We start from the raw sequence: 24,943 nt of genomic DNA, 5'->3' as shown, positions 1-24,943 counted from the left end.
ATTGAGCCTAATTTGGAGAGTGGTATGACAAAACCTAAAATTATTATCAATGAATTAGATGCAGAACGTTTAGATTCTCTGTTGGAACAACCTGCGTTTGCCAATAGTAGTATCGCAGATGCACTAAATGAAGAGCTGGATAGAGCTGAAATTGTGCCACCTGTAGAAATACCCGCAGATGTTGTCACAATGAACAGTGAAATTAAATTTATTGATTTCAGTAATAATGAAGAAAGGACCCGCACTCTCGTTTACCCGTCTTCTCTGCAAGACAGTACAAAACAACTGTCCGTGATGGCGCCTTTAGGTGCGGCACTTTTAGGATTACGGGTAAATGATGAAATAACCTGGGAATTGCCAAATGGTGAAAAAACCCGGATAAAAGTATTAGAAATACTTTATCAGCCTGAGGCGGCGGGTGAATATCACCGTTAATTCACAGCCAGCTCAGTAGAACCAAACTGGCTGTTGTTGATTGAGTATCCCTATTGACCGGCGATACTCATTTCCGGCAATAGTATTGATCCACACTGGATGTTACTGCGTGTTTCAATATCATTACCTATCGTTACCATATTTGCCCACATATCTTTCAGGTTGCCTGCAATAGTGATCTCACTGACCGGATATTGTATTTCGCCATTTTCAACCCAAAAACCGGCCGCACCACGAGAATAATCCCCAGTCACAGCACTGACGCCCTGTCCCATCAGTTCCGTCACCACCAGGCCGGTTCCCATTTCCCGTAGCAGACCTGCAAAATCCAGCCCTTGCCCCGCGATACGCCAGTTATGAATTCCACCTGCATGGCCTGTACTCGCCAGACCCAGTTTACGGGCAGAATATGATGTCAACAGCCATGACTGTAAAACACCATCTTTAATAATTTCACGCGCAAGTGTACGCACACCTTCACTATCAAAAGGTGTAGAAGCCAACCCTCTCAGCAAGTGTGGTTGTTCTTCAATGGTCAACCATGAAGGCAGGATCTGCTTACCCAGACTGTCCAGCAAGAAAGATGATTTACGATAGATGCTGCTGCCGCTGATCGCTCCGACTAAATGACCAAACAGGCCAGTAGCGACTTCGGCAGAGAAAATCACAGGGGCTTTCATCGTCGGAAGTTTACGCGCACCTAAGCGAGACAATGTACGATGTGCACTTTCTTGCCCAACCCATTCTGGCGATTGCAACTCATCAAAACGACGGTTCACACTATAAGCATAATCACGCTCCATATTGCCACCCTGCTCTGCAATTACGCAGCTCGACATGGAATAGCGACTTGAACAATAGCTCTGTAACATACCGTGACTATTACCAAAGACCCGAATGCCATAATGACCATTAAAACTACCACCTTCGGTATTGGTAATACGCTGATCTGCCTGTAATGCAGCCTGTTCGGCACGGGCAGCTAACTCAATTGCCTTATCAGCATCCAAATCCGCGGGATGGAACAAATCCAGCTCCGGTGCCTCAAACGCCAATAATTCTTTATCTGCGGGACCAGCACAGGGATCAGGTGAAGTATAACGGGCGATATCAATGGCGGCCTGTACAGTACGTGCAATGGCCTCCGGGCTTAAATCGGTAGAAGAAGCACTACCTTTGCGCTGCTGGTGATAAACGGTGATCCCCAATGCACCATCGCTATTAAACTCAACATTTTCGACTTCACTGAAACGGGTACTGACACTAATCCCCGTCGTTTTGTTGACTGCGACTTCCGCAGCATCACTGCCTGCTTTCGCTAATTCTAGAGCGCGAGAAACTGCATCTTCCAGTTGTTTGCGCTGCTCCGCAATTTGTTGATTGGTCACTATCATTAATTAACCACATGAATTAAAGAGAAGATTTATCAGGAAAAAAGCGTGTTTCGGCTTTCAATATTAATGCCGAGTGGTAATCAGACAATTTTCCCAGTTACAATACACGATATTAGGATGTTAACACCCACCGGGCGATAGGTCATGTTCCAAAGTGTACCTTATCCGGCCTTTTTAGAAGGAAAACGATTATGGCAAAGCAGCCTGAAGATTGGCTCGACAATTATCCTGCTGAAGAGGAAGAGATAATCTGGGTCAGTAAAAGTGAAATCAAGCGGGATGCTGAGATACTGAAAAAACTAGGGGCAGAGCTGGTTGAGTTGAGTAAGAGCGAACTGGAACGCATCCCATTGGATGAAGATCTGCTGGCCGCTATTGAATTAGCACAGAAAATCAAGCGTGAGGGTCGCCGTCGTCAATTACAATTGATTGGCAAATTGTTGCGGGCCCGTGATCCTGAGCCAATTACCACTGCACTGGATAAATTGAAAAACCGTCATAACCAGCAGGTTGTGATACTACATAAGCTGGAAGAGTTACGGGATAAGTTACTTGAGAGCGACAACGCCCTTGAAGAAGTCGTAGCGCTATATCCGCACACAGATCGTCAACAACTGCGGACACTGATACGCAATGCTAAAAAAGAGAAAGCAGCGAACAAGCCACCGAAATCCTATCGTCAGATCTTCCAATATCTGAAAGAGTTATCAGGAACAGTATGATGCCCTAACCGCCATTTTTTTAAATGGCGGTTATTTAAATACAAAAATCGCGTAAAACATGGAAATATTACTTTAAAAAGAATGAACATCTCATGTCAGAGAACATTATTTTTATCAAATTATTTCTTAAATACAATAAGCTCTTTTCAAATATGTTCACCATAATAAAGAGTTAACCAATTTGGACCTATACCTTTATGCGTATTATCCAGGTAATTCATATCAATATCTGGATAATTGATATAACATCTCTGAAGAAAGATTACTATTTAATTACATTATTAAAGTCAAAAGATTAAATTAAATAAAAAAGTTATTATTGGATACAGTTCAACTTCCTACATATTGTATTAAACCATCTTAAACTATTAGTTTGGTTTTCATGTTATGATAATGTAACATTTATACATGAATAATCTATAATATAAAATTTCACCAAGCTATTTCAAACTCGTAAAAAGGATATTTCAAATGCCATTAGTTGTTATTCCCGATGATTATCAATCTGCGACAAGACAAATTCAAGCTTTATATAAGAATAGTCATTTTGAGGTTATCAGTCTCGGTGCAATTGATCGCGATTCGAAAGCTGACGAACTATTATCAAAAGCTGATGCCCTTATTCTGATCCGTGAAAGAACATTGATTGATGAAAAGTTTTTGTCCAAAACACCCCATTTAAAACTTATCAGCCAGACTGGAAAAGTTGCTAACAATATCGATCTAGAGTTGTGTAAACAACGGGGTATTGCTGTCGTAGAAGGGGCTGGTTCACCCATTGCAGCCGCAGAATTAACTTGGCTGTTAATCCAAAGTTCCATCCGCAGGTTCGTTTCTTCAGTGGAAGCAATGAAAAAAGGCTATTGGCAAACTGAATTGGGGGATACCGTTGTCGGCAAAACACTTGGGATCCTGGGCTATGGGAAAATAGGTCAGTTAGTTGCAAAATATGCGCGTGCATTTGATATGAAAGTTCAGGTATGGGGATCAGAACATTCACAAGAAAAAGCGCGTCAGGACGGTTTGATTGTCCCTCATTCCCGCGAAGATTTTTTTAAAACATCAGATGTCATCACTCTGCATCAACGGCTGGTTAAAGAGACCACGGGCAATGTCACGTTGGCTGACCTTACTCATATGAAAAATAGTGCTGTATTAGTCAATACAGCAAGATCCGGGTTGATAGAGGCAGGTGCACTTGAGAAAGCTCTCGATCTGGGTACTCCGGGTTTTGCAGCACTGGATGTTTTTGATATTGAACCCATTTGGGATATCAATCATTCTTTATTAAAACGAGATAACGTTTTGTGCAGTCCACATATCGGTTATGTTACTAAAAGCTGTTATGACATTTATTTCGACAGCGCATTTAAGAATGTTGAGAAATATTTTTCCGGCGATGATAGCCATATTATTAATAAATAATCAGTAATCTAAGCAACCTAATTTTAAGTTAGTTTGAAGTTGATAAAATTTTATACGGAAATTTAAAGACACCTCCGCGTTTTGGCGAATACGGAGGTGTTGTCATAAGACAGAGAAGAGCTTAATTTATCACATTAAAACGTAATTTCCCTTCCAGCTCTTCTTCAGCCTCTTGAAACAAGAGTACCAGTGCAACAAAACGCGGTCGTTTCTGCACATCCAGGCAGATAAAATTAATATCAACTGGCAGCTCAATTTCACCCGTTACTGCATCCCATAGAGCATCTAAGTTCGCACCAAAATGATCATCAAGATCGAAACACTCCTTGAACTGACTGTAGAAGGTTTCTAAATCAGGGATATAGTCAAAATCGAATTCCACTTTTTTCATATCATTCTTCCAGCTTTGTGAAAGTCTTGTAGTGATCAAGTGTCAAGTAGATAAGACCATCGTTAGAATAGAGTAACCTGTTACTACCCCGGCGCCCACACTTATAATTTACGTCAGCTTCGAACCACTGGCGATCCTTTTGATTTGGCAACTTATTTTCACGATTGGAAAACCGATCTCCCCCAATTGCTTTTCCCGGTAATACTTCGCACAAGTTGCCCTTACGAGCATCCCAACCGAGGCGACGAGCCTGTTTCTTTGTGATGTAATAGTCAGGCAACCTACTATTTTGATGTATATAATCCGCAACCCGATGATGCTCAGTCAGAATATCAATCTGTTGAGGCGGAAGGTTTCCCGCTATCGCAATAGCTTGCTGAGTTTTATCAGAGCCGGGTAATCCAATATCTTTGATAAAAATAATGGATATAACAACCAGAATCAGTAATACACCTGCCAGCACCCTTCTTTTCATAATAACCTCCACATTTAATTGATCAGGCTATACCTAATAGATTTCAAGGTGCATCGCGGCAGCAAGGACGCAATCCCCCAGAAGCATAGATAACTATGTGACTGGGGTGAGCGAGCACATCCAACAAAGCTGCAACTTGAAAGATGACAGAGATACTCAAAAAAACAGGTATATTCAAAAAATGTTAAGCTGTTCCGCCTACAGTCAGGTTATCCAGTTTTAATGTAGGCTGTCCAACTCCCACAGGGACACTTTGGCCTTCTTTACCACATACACCAACCCCCTTATCAAGGGCTAAGTCATTGCCAACCATCGAAATCTGCTGCATGGCCTCAATGCCTGAGCCAATTAACGTTGCGCCTTTTACTGGCTTGGTGATTTTGCCATTTTCAATCAAGTACGCTTCTGATGTTGAGAAAACAAACTTACCAGAAGTGATATCCACTTGCCCACCACCAAAATTCGGTGCATACAACCCATAATTAACACTGGCAATAATTTCTTCTGGCGTAGAGTTTCCTGCCAGCATATACGTATTAGTCATGCGCGGCATCGGCAGGTGGGCATAAGATTCACGTCGCCCGTTACCTGTCGGTGCAACTCCCATCAAACGTGCATTCAGTTTGTCCTGCATGTAGCCCTTCAAGATACCATTCTCAATCAGGACATTGTATTGCCCCGGAACACCTTCATCATCAATAGACAATGAGCCACGGCGGCCTTCAATCGTACCATCATCAACCACAGTACACAGTTCAGATGCTACTTTTTTCCCAATCTGACCAGAGAAGACAGATGTACCACGGCGGTTGAAGTCACCTTCTAAACCATGACCCACTGCTTCATGCAATAAAACACCCGGCCAACCGGCTCCCAATACAATCGGCATTGTTCCCGCTGGAGCAGCAATGGCAGAAAGATTCACCAACGCCATGCGAACAGCTTCACGGGCAAATTGTTCTGCCAACGTCTGTCCATCTGCGGTTTGCAGGAAGTATTCATAACCATAACGAGCACCACCACCACTAGAACCACGTTCACGTTTGCCATCTTCTTCAACTAATACGCTGACAGAAAGACGTACCAGTGGACGAATATCAGCAGCCAATGTCCCATCCGTCGCTGCAACCAATACCTGCTCATAAACACCGCTCAGGCTGGCATTCACTTCCTGCACCCTGTGATCTTCTGTACGTGCGATTTGATCAACATGATGTAACAGAGCAATTTTTTCTTCCCTGCTCATGCTTTGCAGCGGATCTACAGCCGGGTACAAAGCATTATGTGTCACAGCACCCAATGTATGTGCGGTGCCATTACCCGTTTCCCTTACAATACTGCGTGCTGCCTTTGCACTCTGCTGCAATGCATTCAATGTGATTTGATCAGCATAAGCAAAACCCGTTTTTTCACCACTAATCGACCGGACTCCCACGCCTTGATCTATATTATAAGAGCCATCTTTGATGATGCGATCTTCCAGAACCCATGTTTCGTGGTAGCTGGATTGAAAATAGAGGTCGGCATAATCCAGACGACGTTCTGCTAATTGCCCCAATACAGAAAATAAATCTTTATGACTCAGTTCATTGGCAGTCAGTAAATGTTCACTGACATAAGTTAAACTCATAGTGATTACTCTTTATCTTAATTTGTATTCTTTTTTATCAAAGAAGTCAGTTGTGGACGGAAGCGATTATGTTTCACCACTTTGATCTGCTCACGCATGTGGATCAAACTATCCCGTCGGATATTGAGCTGTAGTGCACTGACAGTCAGAGGATTCTTCTTGATGACTTCTCCCCAACCACTTACCGCCATTGAATGCCCCCATGTTCTGCGAGTACCGTGTACTCCAACTTGTGCGGGTGCCAAGATGATACATTGGTTCTCAATTGCACGAGCTCTTAAAAGTGGTTCCCAGTGTGCCTTACCCGTCAGTCTGGTAAAGGCAGCAGGTACAGAGATCAGCTCAGCCCCCTGTTCCCGTAGTGCCTGAAACAGCCCAGGGAAGCGCAGATCATAGCAAATAGTCATACCCAAACGACCAACTGGTGTATCAACAACAGTGATATGTTCCCCACGTTGGTAGATGGAAGATTCATTATAGGAGCCATGTTCATCCTTGATATTGACATCAAACATGTGGATTTTGTCATAACGGGCACGAATCTCACCCTGATCATCAAACAATAAGCTACTGCTGGTTATGCGGCTAGGATCTTCCCGGCTGACCATCGGCATTGAACCAATCAACAACCAGATACCATAACGTTGCGCAATTTCACTTACAGCTTGCTGTAATGGGCCTTTTCCTTGCTCTTCTGCGTGTTCGCGGTAAGTATCTGCATCAGCAAACAGTAATGCATTCTCCGGAGTCAGAACCAGTTTTACTGTTTTGGGCAACTGCTTAATCTGCTGTTCAATTTGCGCTAAATTATGTTTAATGTTCGTACCACTGCATAATTGTAAGAGTGCAACATTGACGTTTTTCATGACCCTTTATTCTCCTTAAGCTGACGTAAAACTTCATCAATTTTAGGCTGTTCCAGATTACCCGTTAGCCGATAGCGAATGACCGATATCTTACTCCACAATGGGCCTAATGCTTTCGTCGCTGCAAAAACAGCAGCGCCTACCATAGGATTAACCGCAAAAGCTGTCGCCACACCAACTGTTGCTGATATTTCCGGGGTGATCATCAACTCCATATTAAGCTGATGACGGATAAAGTTTATCTGGCCTTTTCCATGAATGTCCGCTTCCAGCCCATCAATGCGGAAGTTATCGGTATACATGACACCATTTTTTATCGCGGCATCGCCACTTATAGAATCAAAGTTAAAATCATTACTGAATGTATCACTGAAATCCAACTGTAATTTACGTAACAATGCATCAAAACTAACTAACCTTAATAGTTGTCCTGCTCTGCCACCACCTAGTTTTGCTATTGCTCCTTTCCCCATTTCTCCTGTTAAAGCGCCATTGAGCGTTTTAACATCAGGGTTCCACGGTGTATCCTTCCAGTTCAGGTCAAAATCAAACTTAAATGAAGCGCCAGTAATTGGAACAATAAATCCGAGATAGGCTGCCATATCATCAAAACTTTTCCCGGATATCTGGCCCTTAGCCCAAGTATAATTACCCGTATTACTTTCACTCCAACGCCCAGATAATGTCAATTTACCGGCACTGTTTTCGACCCGTCCATTAGTCAAACTCAAGGCGTCACCTTCTGGTGTTACCGTCCCTGAAATTTTCCCAACATTTAATCCGGCAAGCCAACATTCATCACATGTAACGTTAAGTGTGGGCCAATGATTCAGAGCATATTTTGGCGTTTCTGTTACGTTTGAAATTAACGGCTGATTATCGCTGGAAGCGTTATTCGCAAACATAGGGTTATAATAGAGATAATTGAGTGTTGCCTGCCATACTCCACCAACGTTAATCAGCAAATCACCATTGATTTCTTCTCCAATTGCATTGATATGCAGACTATCAGGTTGGTTAGCCGCACTGAGTATAAGATTATGCCAACGTTGTCCTCCGACATCCAAATAAGGCATTGATATTTCAAATAATTCAGGCCATATCAGGCTGTTATCTGCTGCTGATTCAGCTTTTAAAGGTTCAATCAGTGCCAGCCATTTTTCACCCTCAATCGCAGGTAAATTTAATGCCAGCATTGGCTTTTCCGGTAAGTCAGGTAGGCCATTATCATCCGTATTCAAAGTGCCTCGCTGTAAACGGACATAATTTTTCCCCAATAACCATTGGCTATTGAACACATATCTTTTCCCCAATGAACCGATAACCTGAAGTTGGTTTGTATTTCCTGTAGCCTGAAGATTGATATTATTCCATGCTCGTAAAGATTCTGTTTCCAATCCAACCAGTGTACTGTTGATATGTGACAAATCAGCATTGATTGCAACCTGATATTCCGCTCCATGTTGTAACGGCCTGCTTTGTGAAGGTTTGGTCTGTGAAGGGATCATAATGTTCACTTTTCCCTGCCAGTCCAATTGTCCTGATAGCTGACGACGAATTTTAACCGGAAGTTTCGGTAATGTTGCAGCAGGCCAGCGAGCATCCAAATCCACATTGACCCGATAATATCCCGGTAAATCCGCAGTGGTAAATCGCAAAGAGAGGGGGTTTCCAAACCAATGAGCAGAAAGCGTGTCACTTTGCAACGTGCCATTATCAAAGCGGAATTTACCACTAAGGTGCTCCACCTTGCTATCTAATGGCTTGATAAACAAATCGGTATTTTTCAGTACAACCTCTCCATTTGCATGAGTTGTACCATCTGTCAGAAGAACGTCCAGATGAAGTTTTCCATCAACCTGACCATTAAGTTGCAAATTATCTAGCGTACTACCAACCGTTTCTGTTAATGGACTATGATGAAAATAATTGTGGATATCCTTTCCATCTCCAGATATTTCAGCATCAATCAATAGCTTCTCTTTACCGTAATCGGGGATAACAACCGAGATCCGGGAGGCATTAACTTTTCCCAATCTCGCTGTCTTTGCTTGCATCTGTAAGCCGTTATTCTGGAAATTCAAATCAAGATCCAGGTCAAACAGGGCTGGCCAATCAGGCTGATACTGGAATGTCGCATGGCGCAGAGGAACCCATACCTGAAACTGACCATTATTCTGCTTGAATGGGAAATCATGAGGGTTTCCCTGAAAGATCAAAGTAGCATTATCTACCCTTCCTTTGATCAACGACGCTGTTAAATATTCTGTCAGCGATTCGCCCATCAATGGCTTGGGAAAATAACGCCATGCATCACCCGCATCATCCAAACGAATTCCAGCCAGTATCCCTAGCATTGGTTGCTGATTTTGGGATTCCGTGTAATGAAAATCCCCGTTTATCCATACTGACTTGGCCTGCAAATCCAGCCCCTGGCTCCATATCTTCAAACCATCCCGATCATTTTTCCACGTGATTTTTCCTTCACTGCTGGCAATATTAAATGGTGCCTGGAACATAGAACGGTAATCAATGAGGCTGTTTTTCAGCTCAAACCTAAAGTTTCCCCACTGTTTATTTCCTTCTAACGCACCACTGAATTGATTGACTGAAGGTAATTTTTTCCAACGAGACCAACTGACATCCTGCCATTTGATGGCAATCTCCGCGCTATCAGGTAATTCGGGGGTGATATCAAGGGCAAGACTAGTGACTAATCCTTTGAGTTGCCGATATTGCCAGTCTTTAACAATATCCGGGGTCGCGAAAGAAATCATCGGCAACATCCCACTCAGGCGTTCAAGCTGAATATTTTCAGCGCGAACCCGCCAATGATCTTTGTTCTGATATTGCCGCGCCTGCATAGCATACAGTGCTGCAATACGGCCTGCGGGCCATTGCTGACCGTTTGTTTTCAGGCTTGCTAAATTGGGAATATCAAACAGCCAGCCTTCTCCCTGACGATGCATTTGCAGGAGTAAATCATGAACGGCAAGCTGATGTTTTTCATCACCCACATGCCAATTAGCATGCCCCTGCTTAAGTTGCAGATATCCGTTATCAATCCTCCCATTTTTCAGGGTAATCCAACTGGCCAGACTGAATCGGGCATCTTCCAAACCGGTATTGTCTTTTAACCAGCGGCTGAACCACAACCGCATATCAATATCATCAGCCTGCAAATAAATTGTGCCGCTATCTAAAACACGATTAATATCTTTCAGGTCAAATTTAACCTGTACAACACCTTCCTGCCCGTTAATCGAAGACAAGTTAATATTGCCCTGTGCACGATGACGATTATCTTTATTCAACCATGTCAGTTGCGGCAATATCAGCCGGATCTTTTCTCCCGATGGAGTCGGAAAGGCCAGGCTGCTGTCATGCAAATCAAAATGATTAATCCGTTCAAGGAAAAGGGAGGATAAGCTATCCGGCTTGGGAAACAGCCTTTCACCTTCCCCATGCAATAATGGTTTATCATAATCAACCTGAAGCTGGTAAAAGGAGAGATCACGAAAATGCCAACGCCGTTGTAGCAGTGAACGCCAGATATCCAGAGAAAGCGTCACTTTTTTGGCTTCAACATCCGTTTCTCCCGTTACAGCATGAAGATCACGAACTTCCAACTGGGGGCCGAATGGCTGCCAATTTCCGTTGATATAGCCAATTTCGATAGAAATATCCGTCAATTCAGAAATCTTATGCGCCAATTGCTGACGATAATCATTAATATGTGGCAGGAAAAAACGTAACCCGCTGACAAGCAAAGCCACAATGATAATGACTATTGCGGCTGTCGCTAATAATATTCCGAGCAGTCGCCTCACTCATTTCTCCTTGGTTGTCAGCATATTTCTACCCAATAGATTTCACGCCACATTTCAAAATGACTGTAGCCAAACAGAGAAGCAACCTGAAAAATATGAAGTATCACTGCAATCCCGCGTAGTAATTACATCATAACAACGTCAAATTGTTCCTGACTGTAGAGTTGTTCTGCCTGCACTTTCACTGGTTTGCTTACAAAAATTTCTACCTCGGCTAAAGCATGAGAGTGTTCCCCTTTAAGGGCTTCACTCACGGCATGGGATGCGTAAACCAGAAAACGATCTGCATTAATGGCGCGATGAACACGGACAATTTCCCGTAAAATTTCATAGCATACTGTTTCAACAGATTTCACGGTGCCACGTCCCTGACAAATCGGGCAATTATCACACAAGATATGTTCAAGACTTTCTCGTGTGCGTTTTCGTGTCATTTCCACCAGCCCAAGCTGGGAAAAACCATTAATGGTCGTTTTCACACGATCTTTACTTAATGCCTGCTCTAAAGAAGCTAATACTCTACGGCGATGTTCCCCATTACTCATATCGATAAAATCAATGATAATGATCCCGCCTAAATTACGCAGCCTTAACTGGCGGGCAATCGCTTGAGTCGCCTCAATATTAGTATTAAAGATAGTCTCTTCTAAGTTGCGATGCCCAACAAAAGCGCCGGTATTAATATCGATAGTCGTCATGGCTTCGGTTTGATCGATAATCAGATAGCCACCCGATTTTAGTTCTACTTTGCGTTCCAATGCGCGCTGAATCTCATTTTCTACACCGCACAGATCGAATATCGGCTGAGTGCCTTGATAATGGTCCAGCTTGGCATTCATTTCAGGAATATATTCATCAATGAATTCTTGCAATTGCAGATAGGTCTGACGGGAATCAACCCGAATGCGATCAAGGGAAGCGCCTGCAAAATCACGCAGAATACGCTGTGCCAAAGCAAGCTCACCATATACTTTCGTTTTAGTAATATTGCGTTTCTTACGCTCAATAACCTTACGCCACAGACGCTTCAAAAAAGCTGCATCCTGCTCAATTTCTTCTTTTCTCACGCCTTCTGCGGCAGTACGGATAATAAACCCACCATACTCATCGCAATAGTCCATCACGATGGATTTCAGGCGCTCACGCTCTTCTTCACTTTCAATTCGCTGAGAAACACCAACATGAGAAGCACCCGGCATAAATACCAGATAACGTGATGGCAGGGTAATGTCCGTTGTCAAACGGGCCCCTTTCGTGCCAAGAGGATCTTTCACCACTTGGACAAGCAGATCTTGTCCCTGACAAACCAACTCAGCAATATCCCTGACATTGAAGTTCTTCCGTTCCTCACCGGCTATACATTCCGTATGAGGCATAATGTCGGATGCGTGTAAGAAAGCCGCTTTTTCTAACCCGATATCGACAAAAGCCGCCTGCATACCGGGTAAAACTCGGCTGATACGTCCTTTGTAAATATTGCCAACTATTCCCCGTTTAGCTTCCCGTTCAATATGAACTTCTTGCAAAATACCGCCATCTATATAAGCAACCCGCGTTTCAGATGGTGTTACATTGACTAATAACTCTGCTGTCATGAATGATCCTTCCCATCAGCTAACGCTAAAAATCGTTTGATTAATTCATACGTTTCCACCAATGGTAAGCCGACAACAGCATGGTAACTGCCATTAATCTTTCTGACAAAGCAACCGCCTTTACCCTGAATGCCATAAGCACCGGCTTTATCCATTGGTTCCCCAGTTGCAATATATTCCCGTATTTTTCGCCGGGATAAATGGCGAAACATCACATCTGTAATGACTAACTCACTTAAGGTATGCTGATTGTTCGATAAAGCAACAGCCGTCATGACTTGATGGCACTGCCCTGACAGTTCTTGCAGCATTTCAGCAGCGTGCTGTTCATTACGGGGTTTTTCCAGAATACGATTATTCAGAACAACAATCGTGTCCGCACCCAGAACTGGAAAATCCTCCGGTGCAATCCTCACCCCCGCTTGCGATTTTTCTCTGGCCAACCGATTAACATAGTGCTGCGGAGACTCCCCTTCTTGCCACTTCTCTTCGACCTGTGGTGTCAGGATCTGAAAATTAAAGTCCAACAATTCCACCAGCTCACGCCGCCGTGGTGAGCCGGAAGCTAAATAAAGGGTTTTCATAGTGAGTCATCCTTTCTATCAGTTCATTAACTAGAGTTCATTAAAAAGCCGTTCATTAAAGAGTAGAGCTCGCCTTTAACGAACTGAAAATTGACGACGGATTTTCCGCATTAATAAGAATAGCCAAGGCCAGAGAATACCATTGACAAGACCATTCCAGAATACCTCAGGATGGAAAATAATCTTTGGTATCAAGGCATGAGCCAGAAAAACACAGAAGTTTATCAGTGTCGAAAGTACCATCACAATCAGGGATTGTTGCCAGAGTGCCATGTTGCGAATGAGCTGAAATTTGAACGCAACCAAAAAACTAATCAGACTGAAAGCCAGCGCATGTGCTCCAAGAACACTCCCCTGTAATAAATCCATCAGGATACCCAGAATAAAACCAGTTCCAACACTGACACGGTGAGGGATCGCAAGGAGCCAATAGATCAGGCACAACACAAGTAAGGTAGGCCGGAACATATCAAACTGCTCCGGCCACGGCATACTCTGTAGCACCATTGCGATCAGGAAAGATAACCAGACAACCCAGCGGCCACGCCCTTTATACTGACTCATCCACGATTCTCCGCGGCTGGCAACTTACTTGATGATGCTGTCGGAGATGACGGTCTTGTGACGGGGAATGATGCTCGATTTCCCTCTTTCTCTCTTCCGCCTTTCTCTGTTTTATCTTTACTTTCACCTAATTGTTCTGTCGGAGCTTGTTCTGTCGAAAATGGTTCTGTCGGAAATTGCGGCTTAGCGTCAGAGGGATTTGGCAGTACCTGCGGTAACATCTGCATCAAACGTTCATTTGCTGCTCGGTACACTTCGGAAGGCGGCAATGGTTCAGATGGGTTATTATCCGCCCCCCATAACAATAATAGATAACGCAAGCGTCGTAATTCTGCCAATGGACGTGCATGAATAACCGTATGGGCTCGCTGATTATCTATCTTGACAGAGGAAACCACCGCCACAGGATAACCTTCCGGGAAACGGCCTCCAAGACCGGATGTCACCAGCACGTCACCAACCCGGATGTCTGTATCACTGGGTAGCGGTTCAAGGTGAAGATCGTCCGTACATCCCGCACCACCGGCAATCACTCGAATATCATTACGCAGTACCTGAACCGGCAATGCATGGGTTGGATCGCAAATCAACAACACCCGGCTGCTTAATTGACTCACTGAGATAACTTGACCAACGACGCCACGATCACTGATAACGGGTTGCCCTTCATAGACGCCATCTTTCGCGCCCTTATCAATAACAACTTGATCGCGATAAGGGTCCATACCACCAGAAATCACCTGCGATACCATCATATGTTCATCACTGCGTAAAGGTGACCCCAATAATTCACGCAAACGGGCATTTTCTTGTTTTAATTGTCCTAACAGTAAAAGATGACTGCTCTGTAATCTCAACTCGTTGCGCAGGGTGTTATTTTCCAGTTCAAGTTGTTTACGGGTGGCCAAAGAATCGGAAATACCATCTAAGAATTGGCGGGGACCATTGGCAAGAAAATAAAAAGGACTCACTGCCGTATCCATATAGCTACGGATTTTATTGAAAAAACCAAAACGGCTGTCTACCACAACCAGAATAATGGCAATAATAACAGCAAAAAAAAGTCGTAATTGTAGGGAAGGCCCTCTGCTGAAAATCGGCTTCATAAGTTGCGCATTGTTGAGCGGTTTTGTGTCATAAACAATAAAAGAGTCATAAACAACAAACTCTCGGATAAACAGCAAGGAGGCACTGATAAAAACACCTCCCAGCCCGCAGAGTTATTTTCAGTCTTCGCTGAACAAATCGCCACCGTGCATGTCAATCATTTCCAGCGCTTTGCCGCCACCTCTGGCAACACAAGTGAGAGGATCTTCAGCCACAATGACAGGAATTCCTGTTTCTTCCATCAACAAACGATCAAGATTGCGCAGCAGTGCGCCACCGCCTGTCAGCACCATGCCACGTTCTGAAATATCGGAAGCCAACTCTGGTGGACATTGCTCCAATGCCACCATGACCGCACTAACAATACCTGTCAGCGGCTCCTGCAAAGCTTCCAGAATTTCATTAGAATTCAGTGTGAAGCTACGAGGCACACCCTCCGCGAGGTTACGACCACGCACTTCGATTTCACGAACTTCATCTGTCGGATAAGCAGAACCGATTTCATGTTTAATGCGCTCTGCTGTCGCTTCACCAATTAATGAACCATAGTTGCGACGAACATAGTTGATAATCGCTTCATCAAAGCGATCTCCACCAATACGGACAGAGGAAGAATAAACCACCCCATTGAGGGAAATCACTGCAACTTCAGTTGTCCCGCCACCAATATCAACAACCATGGAGCCTGTCGCTTCAGAAACAGGTAAGCCCGCACCGATTGCTGCTGCCATAGGCTCTTCAATCAGAAAGACTTCACGTGCACCCGCACTTTGGGCAGATTCACGAATGGCGCGACGCTCAACTTGTGTAGCACCCACAGGCACACAGACCAGTACACGTGGGCTCGGACGCATAAAACTGTTGTTATGAACCTGTTTAATAAAATGCTGCAACATTTTTTCCGTGACATAAAAATCAGCAATCACACCATCCTTCATTGGACGAATGGCTGCAATATTTCCCGGAGTACGTCCCAACATCTGCTTTGCTTCCAGCCCCACGGCTGCAACACTTTTTGGTGAACCTGCTCTGTCTTGTCGGATAGCAACAACAGAGGGTTGATCCAAGACAATTCCCTGACCTTTGACATAAATAAGGGTATTGGCAGTACCCAAGTCAATGGACAAATCATTGGAAAACATGCCACGAAATTTCTTTAACATAACGAAAGGATAATCCTGCAAGCTGGGGACGGATGTTGTCCGTCTACTCTACCAACCACATGAAGCAGCGACAAGGCGCATCACTAACTACTTTTTACTACTTCAACGAAAGTGGCTACGTTATTCACATCAGAAACACGATATTCTACGTTACTTTTTTCTGACAGAGCAGAAAAAAACTGCATAAAAATGGGTTAATTCCACCAATAACCCCATCACTAAATCCCAAAATATCCAAATGCTCTAAAAACCAACAGTATAGTGTATATATGGTGTATCCTGCGATGTTGCTATCCCACTTTTTCCTTTTCTGTGTTGACCTATAATGATTTCAGCAAGTTCAACCAGAATTCACTTTTTATCAAAAATTTTTATCTGCTCTGATATCGCTATCCAGTAATTTCAATAAAGGTAATTTATTGAATGTCAGAATCACTCTCAAAAGCCTATGAAAATCTGTGAAAAAATTATTCACTGCAATTGTTCCTGAAATACACGAGTAAGGGATAAATTTGCTGATTATTGAGCCATTACGGTATAAAAACAAAAGGTATTATTAACATTCTGATTGTTATCCAGAACATTTTTATCTTTTACAATGTCATCTTAAACAAAATAATTAATCACCATTTTGCGACTTTCCATCACAATATTGCAGCCTATCCATTTCCGCATTTTCAATTTTATCTATATTGATGATGTCATAAGAGATGAAATCATAAGAATCGTGATGGGGCCAGACATAAAACCCATCAATGGAGAGGAATTATGAAAGCTTTATTGCTTGAACAGCACGGTACACTATCAGCATCTATTCAGGACATTGATACCGCTCAACTTCCACCCGGTGACGTTACCGTCGATATTCACTGGTCAACCCTCAATTATAAAGATGCCCTTGCTATCACTGGCAAGGGGAAGATTGTCCGCCAATTTCCGATGATACCGGGGATCGACTTTTCCGGAGTTGTCCGCCATTCAGAAGATCCCCGTTTTCATGTAGGTCAGCAGGTTTTATTGACTGGCTGGGGGGTAGGAGAAAATCATTGGGGTGGCTTGGCACAACAGGCCAGAGTTTCAGGGGAATGGCTGACACCATTACCACAAGGGTTAACTACCAGACAAGCCATGATTATCGGTACAGCCGGTTTTACTGCCATGCTCTGCGTTATGGCACTGGAACAAGGAGAAATAACCCCTGAAAGCGGGGAAATTGCCGTTACAGGTGCCAGCGGTGGTGTCGGTAGTACTGCAATTGCCTTATTGTCCCTGTTGGGATACTCCACTGTCGCCATCAGCAGTAAACTGGAAAATCAGGAGTATCTATTTTCACTGGGAGCAAAAGCGATCCTGCCTGTCTCCGATTTCAATCAACCCTCCCGTCCACTGGAAAAACAACGTTGGTCAGGTGTCATTGATACTGTCGGCGGTACAATTTTGGCCAAATTACTGGCACAGGTTTCTCACAACGGCACGGTAGCAGCCTGTGGTATGGCAAGTGATATTACTCTTCCTACCACTGTTATGCCATTCATTCTGCGTAATGTTCGTTTACAAGGCGTTGAATCAGCCACAGTCCCTGCCGCAAAACGAGCTGAGATTTGGAAACGATTGCAGGAACTGTTGCCTGATTCCTTTTACCAACAAACAGCCAATGAAATTTCATTAGACCAGGCAATCGAATATTCCAATAAGCTGGTCAATAATCAGGTAACTGGCAGGACACTGGTGAGGATACGGTAAAACAAACCTATAACACCAAGATTATAAAACTAAAGCAGATAAAACTGTGCTGATAAGACCAGTATTTAGCTGCTAAATGTCACGATATGTTTATAATGCCGGGCTTTATCGCCAAATTTACAAATATTGATAGCAGAAAGAGATGACAAACCGTTGACATCGAGTTATCTTGAACGATTGTTGACAGATTGCCGGAGATACCCGCACAATGGCAGACAAGTTTCGCATTTTACTCTTGAATGGCCCCAACCTGAACATGTTGGGAACACGAGAGCCTGAGACCTACGGTAAGTTAACGCTTGATGACATCGTCAGCAAACTGTCAAAAGAAGCTCACCAATCGGGAGTTGAATTATCCCATCTGCAATCCAATGCAGAATCCGAATTGATTGAGAGGATCCATACAGCGCAGGGCAATATTGATTTTATTCTGATTAACCCTGCGGCATTTACACATACCAGCGTGGCGCTACGCGACGCACTTCTGGCGGTAGATATCCCATTTATTGAGATTCATCTCTCCAATGTGCACGCCCGCGAGCCGTTCCGCCATCACTCATATCTTTCAGATATTGCAGTTGGCGTGATCTGCGGTTTGGGTGCCGATGGTTATCGTTTCGCATTACAGGCAGCGGTCAACCGATTGTCTACATTCAACTAATTACATAAATAGAGTACGGAATCACACTCATGGATATTCGTAAGATAAAAAAATTGATCGAGCTGGTTGAAGAATCTGGCATTTCTGAACTGGAAATTTCTGAAGGTGAAGAGTCAGTTCGCATCAGTCGCACTACGGCAACCCAGGGCATACCAGTCACTCAACAATACCTTTCTGCCCCTGTTCAACCGCCTGTACAAGCTGCCACCACAGCACCGGCTGTCCCTGCCGCAGCGGAAAAACCAGCCGAGATCAGCGGCCATATAGTCCGTTCACCAATGGTTGGTACGTTCTACCGTTCACCAAGCCCAGATGCGAAACCTTTCATTGAAGTCGGTCAACACGTTAATCAGGGGGATACCCTGTGCATCGTTGAAGCCATGAAAATGATGAACCAGATCGAAGCCGACAAAACCGGCGTAGTTAAGGCGATTCTGGTACAAGACGGTCAACCTGTTGAATTTGACGAGCCACTGGTCGTCATCGAATAACGAGGCGCTCCATGCTTGAGAAAATTGTCATAGCTAACCGCGGTGAAATAGCACTGCGTATTCTGAGAGCCTGTAAGGAACTTGGCATCAAAACTGTTGCTGTACATTCTGCGGCAGACCGTGACCTGAAACATGTCCTGCTGGCAGATGAAACTGTCTGTATCGGCCCGGCAGCATCGGCAAAAAGTTACCTGAATATTCCGGCTATCATTTCTGCGGCTGAAATTACCTGTGCACAAGCCATTCATCCTGGTTATGGGTTCCTGTCTGAAAACGCAGATTTTGCTGAACAGGTAGAACGTTCCGGCTTTACTTTTATCGGCCCGAAAGCAGAAACGATACGCCTGATGGGAGATAAAGTTTCTGCTATCAGTGCCATGAAAAAAGCAGGTGTTCCATGCGTTCCTGGCTCTGACGGCCCATTGGGAGATGATACAGAGAAGAACAAATCGATTGCACAGCGTATCGGCTATCCGGTAATCATTAAAGCATCCGGTGGCGGTGGTGGTCGTGGTATGCGTGTTGTTCGTAGTGATAAAGATCTGGAACAATCCATTGCCATGACCCGTGCAGAAGCCAAAGCCGCTTTCAGCAACGACATGGTTTACATGGAAAAATTCCTTGAGAACCCACGTCACGTTGAAATTCAGGTACTGGCCGATGGTCAAGGTAATGCTGTCTACCTCGCTGAGCGTGACTGCTCCATGCAACGCCGACACCAGAAAGTCGTGGAAGAAGCGCCAGCACCGGGGATTTCGGCAGAACTGCGTCGCAGCATTGGTGAGCGCTGTGCTAACGCCTGTCTCGAAATCGGCTATCGCGGGGCAGGTACATTTGAATTCCTGTATGAAAACGGTGAATTCTACTTTATTGAGATGAATACCCGTATTCAAGTTGAGCACCCGGTTACAGAGATGATTACCGGTGTTGACCTGATTAAAGAACAGCTACGTGTGGCCTCTGGTCTGCCTCTTTCCATCAAACAGGAAGATATTGTGATCGAAGGTCATGCGATCGAATGCCGTATCAATGCTGAAGATCCAAAAACTTTCCTGCCAAGTCCGGGCAAGATCACCCATTTCCACTCTCCGGGTGGTTTCGGAGTACGTTGGGAATCCCATATCTATGCGGGATATACCGTACCGCCTTATTATGATTCTATGATCGGCAAACTAATCACCTACGGAGAAACCCGTGAAGTGGCGATTGCACGTATGAAGAATGCATTGGCAGAGTTAATTATTGATGGCATCAAAACCAATATCGATCTGCAACTGTCCATCATGAATGACGAAAACTTCCAGAAAGGCGGAACCAACATCCACTACCTGGAGAAAAAACTCGGCTTACAAGATAAGTAAAGTTTCTTTCTGACATTCATTATTGTCCTGCAAATCCCATCTGTTAACAGATGGGATTTTTTTATTCTCAGGTAGCTCCACATCATTTTAATATTGTGACGGCACATTTTCTTCTGAATAAATCTGTATGTTACCGTACAATTCCTTCCCTTGTTTTATATCAACTGTTTTATGTAAATTCCCCGGAGAACAGATGGACAGACGATTTGTTCAATCCCATAAAGAAGCTCGCTGGGCAGTATTTCTGACGTTAGCTTATCTTGTGGGTTGGTTGCTGAGTGCCTATTTACCCGGTAATACAACTGGATTCACCGGATTGCCACTCTGGTTCGAACTGGCCTGTTTAATGCTGCCGATTCTATTTATCATCCTCTGCTGGATGATGGTGAAATTTGTCTTCAAGGACGTCCCATTAGAGGACAATTTGGTGGATGATAATGCAAAATGAAGTAATTCTGCCTCTGATGGGATATCTGGTGCTGGTTTTTCTGCTATCTCTCTATGCTTACCGCCGACGCCAAACAGGTGCATTCCTGAATGAGTATTTTCTCGGCAATCGCTCAATGGGTGGTTTCGTACTGGCCATGACCATTACCGCGACTTATATTAGTGCCAGTTCATTCATTGGTGGCCCCGGAGCTGCTTACAAATACGGTATAGGCTGGGTTCTTTTGTCTCTGATCCAATTACCGGCAATATGGCTTTCTCTCGGCGTATTAGGGAAAAAATTTGCCATTCTTGCCCGCCGTTATAACGCCGTTACTCTAAACGACATGCTATACGCCCGCTATCACAGCCGTTTTCTGGTCTGGTTTGCCAGTGTGAGCCTGTTAGTTGCTTTTGTCGGTGCAATGACAGTGCAGTTCATCGGAGGTGCCCGTTTGCTGGAAACCGCTGCCGGTATTCCCTACGGTACTGGGTTACTTATTTTTGGTGTCTCTATCGCACTCTATACCGCATTTGGCGGATTCAGAGCCAGCGTCCTCAATGATGCATTACAGGGGCTGGTTATGTTGTTAGGAACCGTGCTATTGCTGGCTGGTACTATCTACAAAGCCGGAGGGCTGTCAGAAGCTATTTCAACACTGCGCACCATTGACCCCAATCTGGTTTCACCTCATGGTGCTGATAATATCCTTACAACACCATTTATGGCTTCCTTCTGGGTACTGGTTTGCTTTGGCGTCATCGGGCTACCACATACCGCCGTGCGCTGTATCTCTTATCGTGACAGTAAAGCCGTCCACCGCGGTATTATCATTGGCACGGTTGTTATGGCTATCCTGATGTTTGGTATGCACCTTGCAGGCGCATTGGGGCGCGCGATCATTCCTGATCTGACGATCCCTGATCAAGTGATCCCTACTTTGATGATCAATGTCTTGCCCCCTATTGCTGCCGGAATTTTTCTGGCCGCGCCAATGGCAGCCATTATGTCAACGATTAATGCCCAGCTATTGCAATCTTCGGCAACAATCGTCAAAGACCTCTATCTAAATTTGTTCCCACAACAGATCAAACAGGAAAAAAAACTGGCACGCATTTCCAGTTTTTCTACCCTGTTTCTGGGAATATTGCTGCTACTGGCAGCATGGCAACCACCTGAGATGATTATCTGGCTGAACCTGTTGGCATTCGGTGGATTACAAGCCGTTTTCCTCTGGCCACTGGTATTAGGTCTGTATTGGGAAAAAGCTAATGCACATGGTGCAATAACTTCTATGCTGACCGGGGCAGTAAGCTACACACTATTGGCGACTTTCAACATTCACCTCTTCGGATTCCATCCGATAGTGCCATCATTACTGCTGAGTTTACTGGCATTCGGGATCGGAAACGTTTTTGGGAATAAACAACCACAACAAACCGCCGTATCTCAGTGACGGCGATATAATTTTTTCATACTGATTCAGTTTAAAAGAGAATTTTTATGCCTTGGATACAACTAAGATTAAACACGACAGGACAGCAAGCTGAAGCACTTGGTGATGAACTCATAGAAAGTGGCGCAGTGTCCGTCACTTTTCAAGACAGCCACGATACACCGATTTTTGAGCCTCTGCCGGGGGAAACCCGTTTATGGGGAGATACCGATGTTATCGGCCTGTATGACGCTGAAACCGATATGAAAATGGTTATCAGCCAGCTAGAACAGATCCCTCAGCTTGGAAAAGGATTTATCCATAAAATTGAACAACTGGAAGATAAAGACTGGGAACGTGAATGGATGGACAACTTTCACCCAATGCGTTTTGGTCATCGCCTGTGGATCTGCCCAAGCTGGCGGGAGGTTCCGGATCCCGATGCCGTTAATGTCATGCTAGATCCGGGCCTGGCATTCGGAACAGGAACACACCCAACCACATCTCTTTGCCTGCAATGGTTGGATGGTCTTGCTCTGGAAGGTAAAACAGTGATTGATTTTGGGTGCGGTTCAGGCATTTTGGCCATCGCAGCCCTGAAACTTGGTGCTAAACATGCTATCGGCATTGATATTGACCCTCAAGCAATTCAGGCAAGCCGGGATAACGCAGAACGCAACGGTGTTTCCGAGCAACTAACGCTCTATTTATCTAAAGATCAACCTGACAACTTAGAATGTGACATTGTCATTGCCAATATACTGGCTGGCCCGCTGCGCGAGCTGGCACCGATCATTGGCTCACTACCAAAATCAGGTGGATTATTAGGCTTGTCTGGGGTATTGGCAAGTCAAGCGGAAGGTGTTGCTGAAGCCTATAGTAATGAATTTATTATCGATCCGATGGCAGAACAAGAAGAATGGTGTCGCATTACTGGGGTTAAAAAATAATCAACAAATCCCTATTGAAAAACGAGATTATCCACTAAAATAAATCCTTGGTGAGTCAATTGGTGTGAATACGTTCTATTTATCATGAGAAATGCAGGGAACAACAAATTTCATTAAAAACACATAACTTCATGTTATTTAAGGATAATAAAACAATTTTGAAAAAATCAACTGGAAAAATTCTGCTATAAATGTCGTTTCGCTCAAAGTTTGGCCTTTCATATCTCGTGAAAAATGCGTAATATACGCGCCCTTAGTCACAGTTGGCCACTCTTTCTTCGCCTATGCGTATCGGACAATACCAGTTGAAAAACTGTCTTATTGCAGCCCCTATGGCTGGCATAACGGATCGCCCGTTTCGATCACTATGCTACACCATGGGTGCGGGTATGACAGTTTCAGAAATGCTTTCTTCCAACCCCCCAGGTTTGGAAGACGGATAAATCCCGGCTACGTATGGTTCATAGCGACGAACCCGGAGTGCGTTCTGTACAAATTGCCGGTAGTGATCCCGATGACATGGCAGCAGCGGCGAAAATCAACGTCGCCAATGGTGCTCAGGTCATCGATATCAACATGGGGTGCCCAGCCAAAAAGGTAAATCGTAAATTGGCAGGCTCTGCATTACTGCGTTATCCAGAACTGGTTCAAAAAATCCTTTCTGAGGTAGTCAATGCGGTTGATGTACCTGTTACATTGAAGATCCGTACAGGTTGGTCACCGGAAGAACGAAACTGTGTAGAAATTGCCCAATTGGCTGAACGTTGTGGTATTCAAGCTCTTACAATTCATGGCAGGACTCGAGCCTGTCTGTTTAATGGCGAAAGCTGAGTACGACAACATTCGGACAGTTAAGCAGACTGTTGCCATTCCAATTATTGCTAATGGCGACATTACTGACCCGCTAAAAGCCAGAGCAGTGCTTGAATACACCGGGGCTGATGCCCTGATGATAGGCCGTGCTGCTCAGGGAAGACCCTGGATCTTTCGGGAAATCCAGCATTATCTGGAAACAGGAGAATTGCTGCCACCGATGCCTCTTGGCGAGGTGCAGCGTTTGATGAGCGAGCATGTACGAGAGTTGCACGACTTTTACGGTCAAGGCAAGGGAGTTCGTATTGCACGTAAACATGTATCTTGGTATCTCAAGGAACATGCTCCTGATGACCAGTTTCGGCGCTCATTCAACACCATTGAGGATGCCAGCGAACAGCTGGAGGTGTTGGAAGCATACTTCGAAAATTTTTGCGTAAATAAAGAAAAGAGCTGACAGAACTATGTTCGAACAACGCGTAAATTCTGATGTACTAACCGTTGCTACTGTTAATTCACAAGATCAGGTAACTCAAAAACCTCTGCGTGATTCAGTTAAACAAGCACTGAAGAACTATTTTGCTCAACTAAACGGTCAAGACGTTAATGACCTGTATGAGCTGGTACTGGCTGAAGTAGAGCAACCACTGTTGGACATGGTGATGCAATACACCCGTGGTAACCAAACCCGCGCAGCGCTGATGATGGGAATCAACCGCGGTACTCTGCGTAAGAAACTGAAAAAATACGGCATGAACTGATCCTAGTCAGTCAACATGTTGTTGAAAGAGCACTTTTCCATTTTGGGGAAGTGCTTTTTTCTTTTTTGTTTATACAAATGTTTATACATGGTTCTCTGAACAAATCTCTAAGCACGGTAT

At 44.3% G+C, this 24,943-nt stretch carries 22 protein-coding genes and 1 pseudogene; 12 read left to right on the top strand and 11 right to left on the bottom strand.

Translation table 11 applies throughout. The features are described from left to right. Positions 1-24 precede the first annotated feature (24 nt). A complete protein-coding gene (gene rnk / locus ABLA85_RS06880) occupies positions 25-435 on the top strand; it encodes a nucleoside diphosphate kinase regulator (protein WP_038259560.1) in 411 nt (136 codons plus the stop codon). Positions 436-485: 50 nt separating this feature from the next. Here the strand turns inward: rnk and pmbA are convergent, their stop codons facing one another. Beyond that, complete coding sequence (gene pmbA / locus ABLA85_RS06875) at positions 486-1,829, bottom strand: metalloprotease PmbA (protein WP_367962525.1); 1,344 nt, start codon at positions 1,827-1,829, stop codon at positions 486-488. Positions 1,830-2,020: 191 nt separating this feature from the next. On the opposite strand from pmbA, the gene yjgA reads away from it, so the two are divergent. Beyond that, a complete protein-coding gene (gene yjgA / locus ABLA85_RS06870; RefSeq protein ID WP_367962523.1) occupies positions 2,021-2,551 on the top strand; it encodes a ribosome biogenesis factor YjgA in 531 nt (176 codons plus the stop codon). 471 nt (positions 2,552-3,022) lie between these two features. Next, complete coding sequence (locus ABLA85_RS06865; RefSeq protein ID WP_367962521.1) at positions 3,023-3,976, top strand: D-2-hydroxyacid dehydrogenase family protein; 954 nt, start codon at positions 3,023-3,025, stop codon at positions 3,974-3,976. Positions 3,977-4,097: 121 nt separating this feature from the next. On the opposite strand, the gene ABLA85_RS06860 is transcribed toward ABLA85_RS06865, so the two are convergent. From ABLA85_RS06860 to mreB, 10 genes are all read right to left on the bottom strand, one after another. Then, positions 4,098-4,367 (bottom strand): barstar family protein, encoded by a 270-nt coding sequence (locus tag ABLA85_RS06860; RefSeq protein WP_367962519.1) that lies wholly within the window; start codon positions 4,365-4,367, stop codon positions 4,098-4,100. Between the two features lies 1 nt (position 4,368). Then, the gene (locus ABLA85_RS06855; RefSeq protein ID WP_367962517.1) at positions 4,369-4,842 is read right to left on the bottom strand and encodes a ribonuclease; all 474 of its coding nucleotides are present in this window, start codon (positions 4,840-4,842) and stop codon (positions 4,369-4,371) included. 184 nt (positions 4,843-5,026) lie between these two features. After that, the gene (gene tldD / locus ABLA85_RS06850; RefSeq protein ID WP_367962516.1) at positions 5,027-6,472 is read right to left on the bottom strand and encodes a metalloprotease TldD; all 1,446 of its coding nucleotides are present in this window, start codon (positions 6,470-6,472) and stop codon (positions 5,027-5,029) included. 17 nt (positions 6,473-6,489) lie between these two features. Beyond that, on the bottom strand, positions 6,490-7,338 hold the full coding sequence (gene nit1 / locus ABLA85_RS06845; RefSeq protein ID WP_367962514.1) for a deaminated glutathione amidase: 849 nt from the start codon (positions 7,336-7,338) through the stop codon (positions 6,490-6,492). Beyond that, on the bottom strand, positions 7,335-11,168 hold the full coding sequence (gene yhdP, locus ABLA85_RS06840; RefSeq protein WP_367962512.1) for an AsmA2 domain-containing protein YhdP: 3,834 nt from the start codon (positions 11,166-11,168) through the stop codon (positions 7,335-7,337). The genes nit1 and yhdP overlap by 4 nt, the downstream gene beginning before the upstream one ends. A 125-nt stretch (positions 11,169-11,293) precedes the next feature. After that, entirely contained in the window at positions 11,294-12,763 is a 1,470-nt protein-coding gene (gene rng, locus ABLA85_RS06835) for a ribonuclease G (RefSeq protein ID WP_047681967.1), read from the bottom strand. Beyond that, positions 12,760-13,347: a nucleoside triphosphate pyrophosphatase gene (locus ABLA85_RS06830; protein ID WP_367962510.1), complete on the bottom strand. Its 588-nt coding sequence runs from the start codon at positions 13,345-13,347 to the stop codon at positions 12,760-12,762. The genes rng and ABLA85_RS06830 overlap by 4 nt, the downstream gene beginning before the upstream one ends. Positions 13,348-13,422: 75 nt before the next feature. Beyond that, positions 13,423-13,911 (bottom strand): rod shape-determining protein MreD, encoded by a 489-nt coding sequence (gene mreD / locus ABLA85_RS06825; protein WP_367962509.1) that lies wholly within the window; start codon positions 13,909-13,911, stop codon positions 13,423-13,425. Beyond that, entirely contained in the window at positions 13,908-15,017 is a 1,110-nt protein-coding gene (gene mreC / locus ABLA85_RS06820; RefSeq protein WP_367962507.1) for a rod shape-determining protein MreC, read from the bottom strand. Before mreC ends, mreD begins: the two co-directional genes overlap by 4 nt. Before the next feature lie 120 nt (positions 15,018-15,137). After that, positions 15,138-16,181, bottom strand: coding sequence for a rod shape-determining protein MreB (mreB, locus tag ABLA85_RS06815; RefSeq protein ID WP_010847922.1), 1,044 nt, complete (start codon positions 16,179-16,181; stop codon positions 15,138-15,140). Between the two features lie 768 nt (positions 16,182-16,949). Here mreB and ABLA85_RS06810 point away from each other — a divergent pair. From ABLA85_RS06810 to fis, 9 genes and pseudogenes are all read left to right on the top strand, one after another. Further along, positions 16,950-17,924: an oxidoreductase gene (locus tag ABLA85_RS06810; protein ID WP_367962505.1), complete on the top strand. Its 975-nt coding sequence runs from the start codon at positions 16,950-16,952 to the stop codon at positions 17,922-17,924. Positions 17,925-18,132: 208 nt separating this feature from the next. Further along, positions 18,133-18,585, top strand: coding sequence for a type II 3-dehydroquinate dehydratase (gene aroQ, locus ABLA85_RS06805; RefSeq protein ID WP_367962502.1), 453 nt, complete (start codon positions 18,133-18,135; stop codon positions 18,583-18,585). 29 nt (positions 18,586-18,614) lie between these two features. Further along, the gene (accB, locus tag ABLA85_RS06800) at positions 18,615-19,076 is read left to right on the top strand and encodes an acetyl-CoA carboxylase biotin carboxyl carrier protein (RefSeq protein WP_340621709.1); all 462 of its coding nucleotides are present in this window, start codon (positions 18,615-18,617) and stop codon (positions 19,074-19,076) included. A gap of 11 nt (positions 19,077-19,087) precedes the next feature. Further along, positions 19,088-20,437 carry an acetyl-CoA carboxylase biotin carboxylase subunit gene (gene accC, locus ABLA85_RS06795; protein ID WP_367962500.1) on the top strand — a complete coding sequence of 450 codons (1,350 nt, stop codon included), beginning with the start codon at positions 19,088-19,090 and terminating at the stop codon, positions 20,435-20,437. A gap of 193 nt (positions 20,438-20,630) precedes the next feature. Next, positions 20,631-20,885, top strand: coding sequence for a YhdT family protein (locus ABLA85_RS06790; RefSeq protein ID WP_340621711.1), 255 nt, complete (start codon positions 20,631-20,633; stop codon positions 20,883-20,885). Next, entirely contained in the window at positions 20,875-22,320 is a 1,446-nt protein-coding gene (panF, locus tag ABLA85_RS06785; protein ID WP_367962498.1) for a sodium/pantothenate symporter, read from the top strand. Before ABLA85_RS06790 ends, panF begins: the two co-directional genes overlap by 11 nt. A 47-nt stretch (positions 22,321-22,367) precedes the next feature. Beyond that, entirely contained in the window at positions 22,368-23,249 is an 882-nt protein-coding gene (gene prmA, locus ABLA85_RS06780; protein WP_367962497.1) for a 50S ribosomal protein L11 methyltransferase, read from the top strand. Between the two features lie 284 nt (positions 23,250-23,533). Beyond that, positions 23,534-24,519, top strand: a pseudogene (gene dusB, locus ABLA85_RS06775) (tRNA dihydrouridine synthase DusB). 7 nt (positions 24,520-24,526) lie between these two features. Next, on the top strand, positions 24,527-24,823 hold the full coding sequence (fis, locus tag ABLA85_RS06770; RefSeq protein ID WP_010847912.1) for a DNA-binding transcriptional regulator Fis: 297 nt from the start codon (positions 24,527-24,529) through the stop codon (positions 24,821-24,823). The last annotated feature ends 120 nt before the right edge of the window (positions 24,824-24,943 follow it).

Origin of the sequence: Xenorhabdus sp. SGI246 (assembly GCF_040838225.1) — a bacterium.
GTDB classification, from domain to species: domain Bacteria; phylum Pseudomonadota; class Gammaproteobacteria; order Enterobacterales; family Enterobacteriaceae; genus Xenorhabdus; species Xenorhabdus indica.
Note: the sequence above shows the minus strand (reverse complement) of the source record. Positions and strands in the feature narration are given on the sequence as shown.

Excerpts from the sequence above, each read along its gene's own strand:
- rnk (WP_038259560.1), top strand. The coding sequence starts at position 25 with ATGACAAAACCTAAAATTATTATCAATGAATTAGATGCAGAACGTTTA.
- pmbA (WP_367962525.1), bottom strand. The coding sequence starts at position 1,829 with ATGATAGTGACCAATCAACAAATTGCGGAGCAGCGCAAACAACTGGAA.
- yjgA (WP_367962523.1), top strand. The coding sequence starts at position 2,021 with ATGGCAAAGCAGCCTGAAGATTGGCTCGACAATTATCCTGCTGAAGAG.
- ABLA85_RS06865 (WP_367962521.1), top strand. The coding sequence starts at position 3,023 with ATGCCATTAGTTGTTATTCCCGATGATTATCAATCTGCGACAAGACAA.
- ABLA85_RS06860 (WP_367962519.1), bottom strand. The coding sequence starts at position 4,367 with ATGAAAAAAGTGGAATTCGATTTTGACTATATCCCTGATTTAGAAACC.
- ABLA85_RS06855 (WP_367962517.1), bottom strand. The coding sequence starts at position 4,842 with ATGAAAAGAAGGGTGCTGGCAGGTGTATTACTGATTCTGGTTGTTATA.
- tldD (WP_367962516.1), bottom strand. The coding sequence starts at position 6,472 with ATGAGTTTAACTTATGTCAGTGAACATTTACTGACTGCCAATGAACTG.
- nit1 (WP_367962514.1), bottom strand. The coding sequence starts at position 7,338 with ATGAAAAACGTCAATGTTGCACTCTTACAATTATGCAGTGGTACGAAC.
- rng (WP_047681967.1), bottom strand. The coding sequence starts at position 12,763 with ATGACAGCAGAGTTATTAGTCAATGTAACACCATCTGAAACGCGGGTT.
- ABLA85_RS06830 (WP_367962510.1), bottom strand. The coding sequence starts at position 13,347 with ATGAAAACCCTTTATTTAGCTTCCGGCTCACCACGGCGGCGTGAGCTG.
- mreD (WP_367962509.1), bottom strand. The coding sequence starts at position 13,911 with ATGAGTCAGTATAAAGGGCGTGGCCGCTGGGTTGTCTGGTTATCTTTC.
- mreC (WP_367962507.1), bottom strand. The coding sequence starts at position 15,017 with ATGAAGCCGATTTTCAGCAGAGGGCCTTCCCTACAATTACGACTTTTT.
- mreB (WP_010847922.1), bottom strand. The coding sequence starts at position 16,181 with ATGTTAAAGAAATTTCGTGGCATGTTTTCCAATGATTTGTCCATTGAC.
- ABLA85_RS06810 (WP_367962505.1), top strand. The coding sequence starts at position 16,950 with ATGAAAGCTTTATTGCTTGAACAGCACGGTACACTATCAGCATCTATT.
- aroQ (WP_367962502.1), top strand. The coding sequence starts at position 18,133 with ATGGCAGACAAGTTTCGCATTTTACTCTTGAATGGCCCCAACCTGAAC.
- accB (WP_340621709.1), top strand. The coding sequence starts at position 18,615 with ATGGATATTCGTAAGATAAAAAAATTGATCGAGCTGGTTGAAGAATCT.
- accC (WP_367962500.1), top strand. The coding sequence starts at position 19,088 with ATGCTTGAGAAAATTGTCATAGCTAACCGCGGTGAAATAGCACTGCGT.
- ABLA85_RS06790 (WP_340621711.1), top strand. The coding sequence starts at position 20,631 with ATGGACAGACGATTTGTTCAATCCCATAAAGAAGCTCGCTGGGCAGTA.
- panF (WP_367962498.1), top strand. The coding sequence starts at position 20,875 with ATGCAAAATGAAGTAATTCTGCCTCTGATGGGATATCTGGTGCTGGTT.
- prmA (WP_367962497.1), top strand. The coding sequence starts at position 22,368 with ATGCCTTGGATACAACTAAGATTAAACACGACAGGACAGCAAGCTGAA.
- fis (WP_010847912.1), top strand. The coding sequence starts at position 24,527 with ATGTTCGAACAACGCGTAAATTCTGATGTACTAACCGTTGCTACTGTT.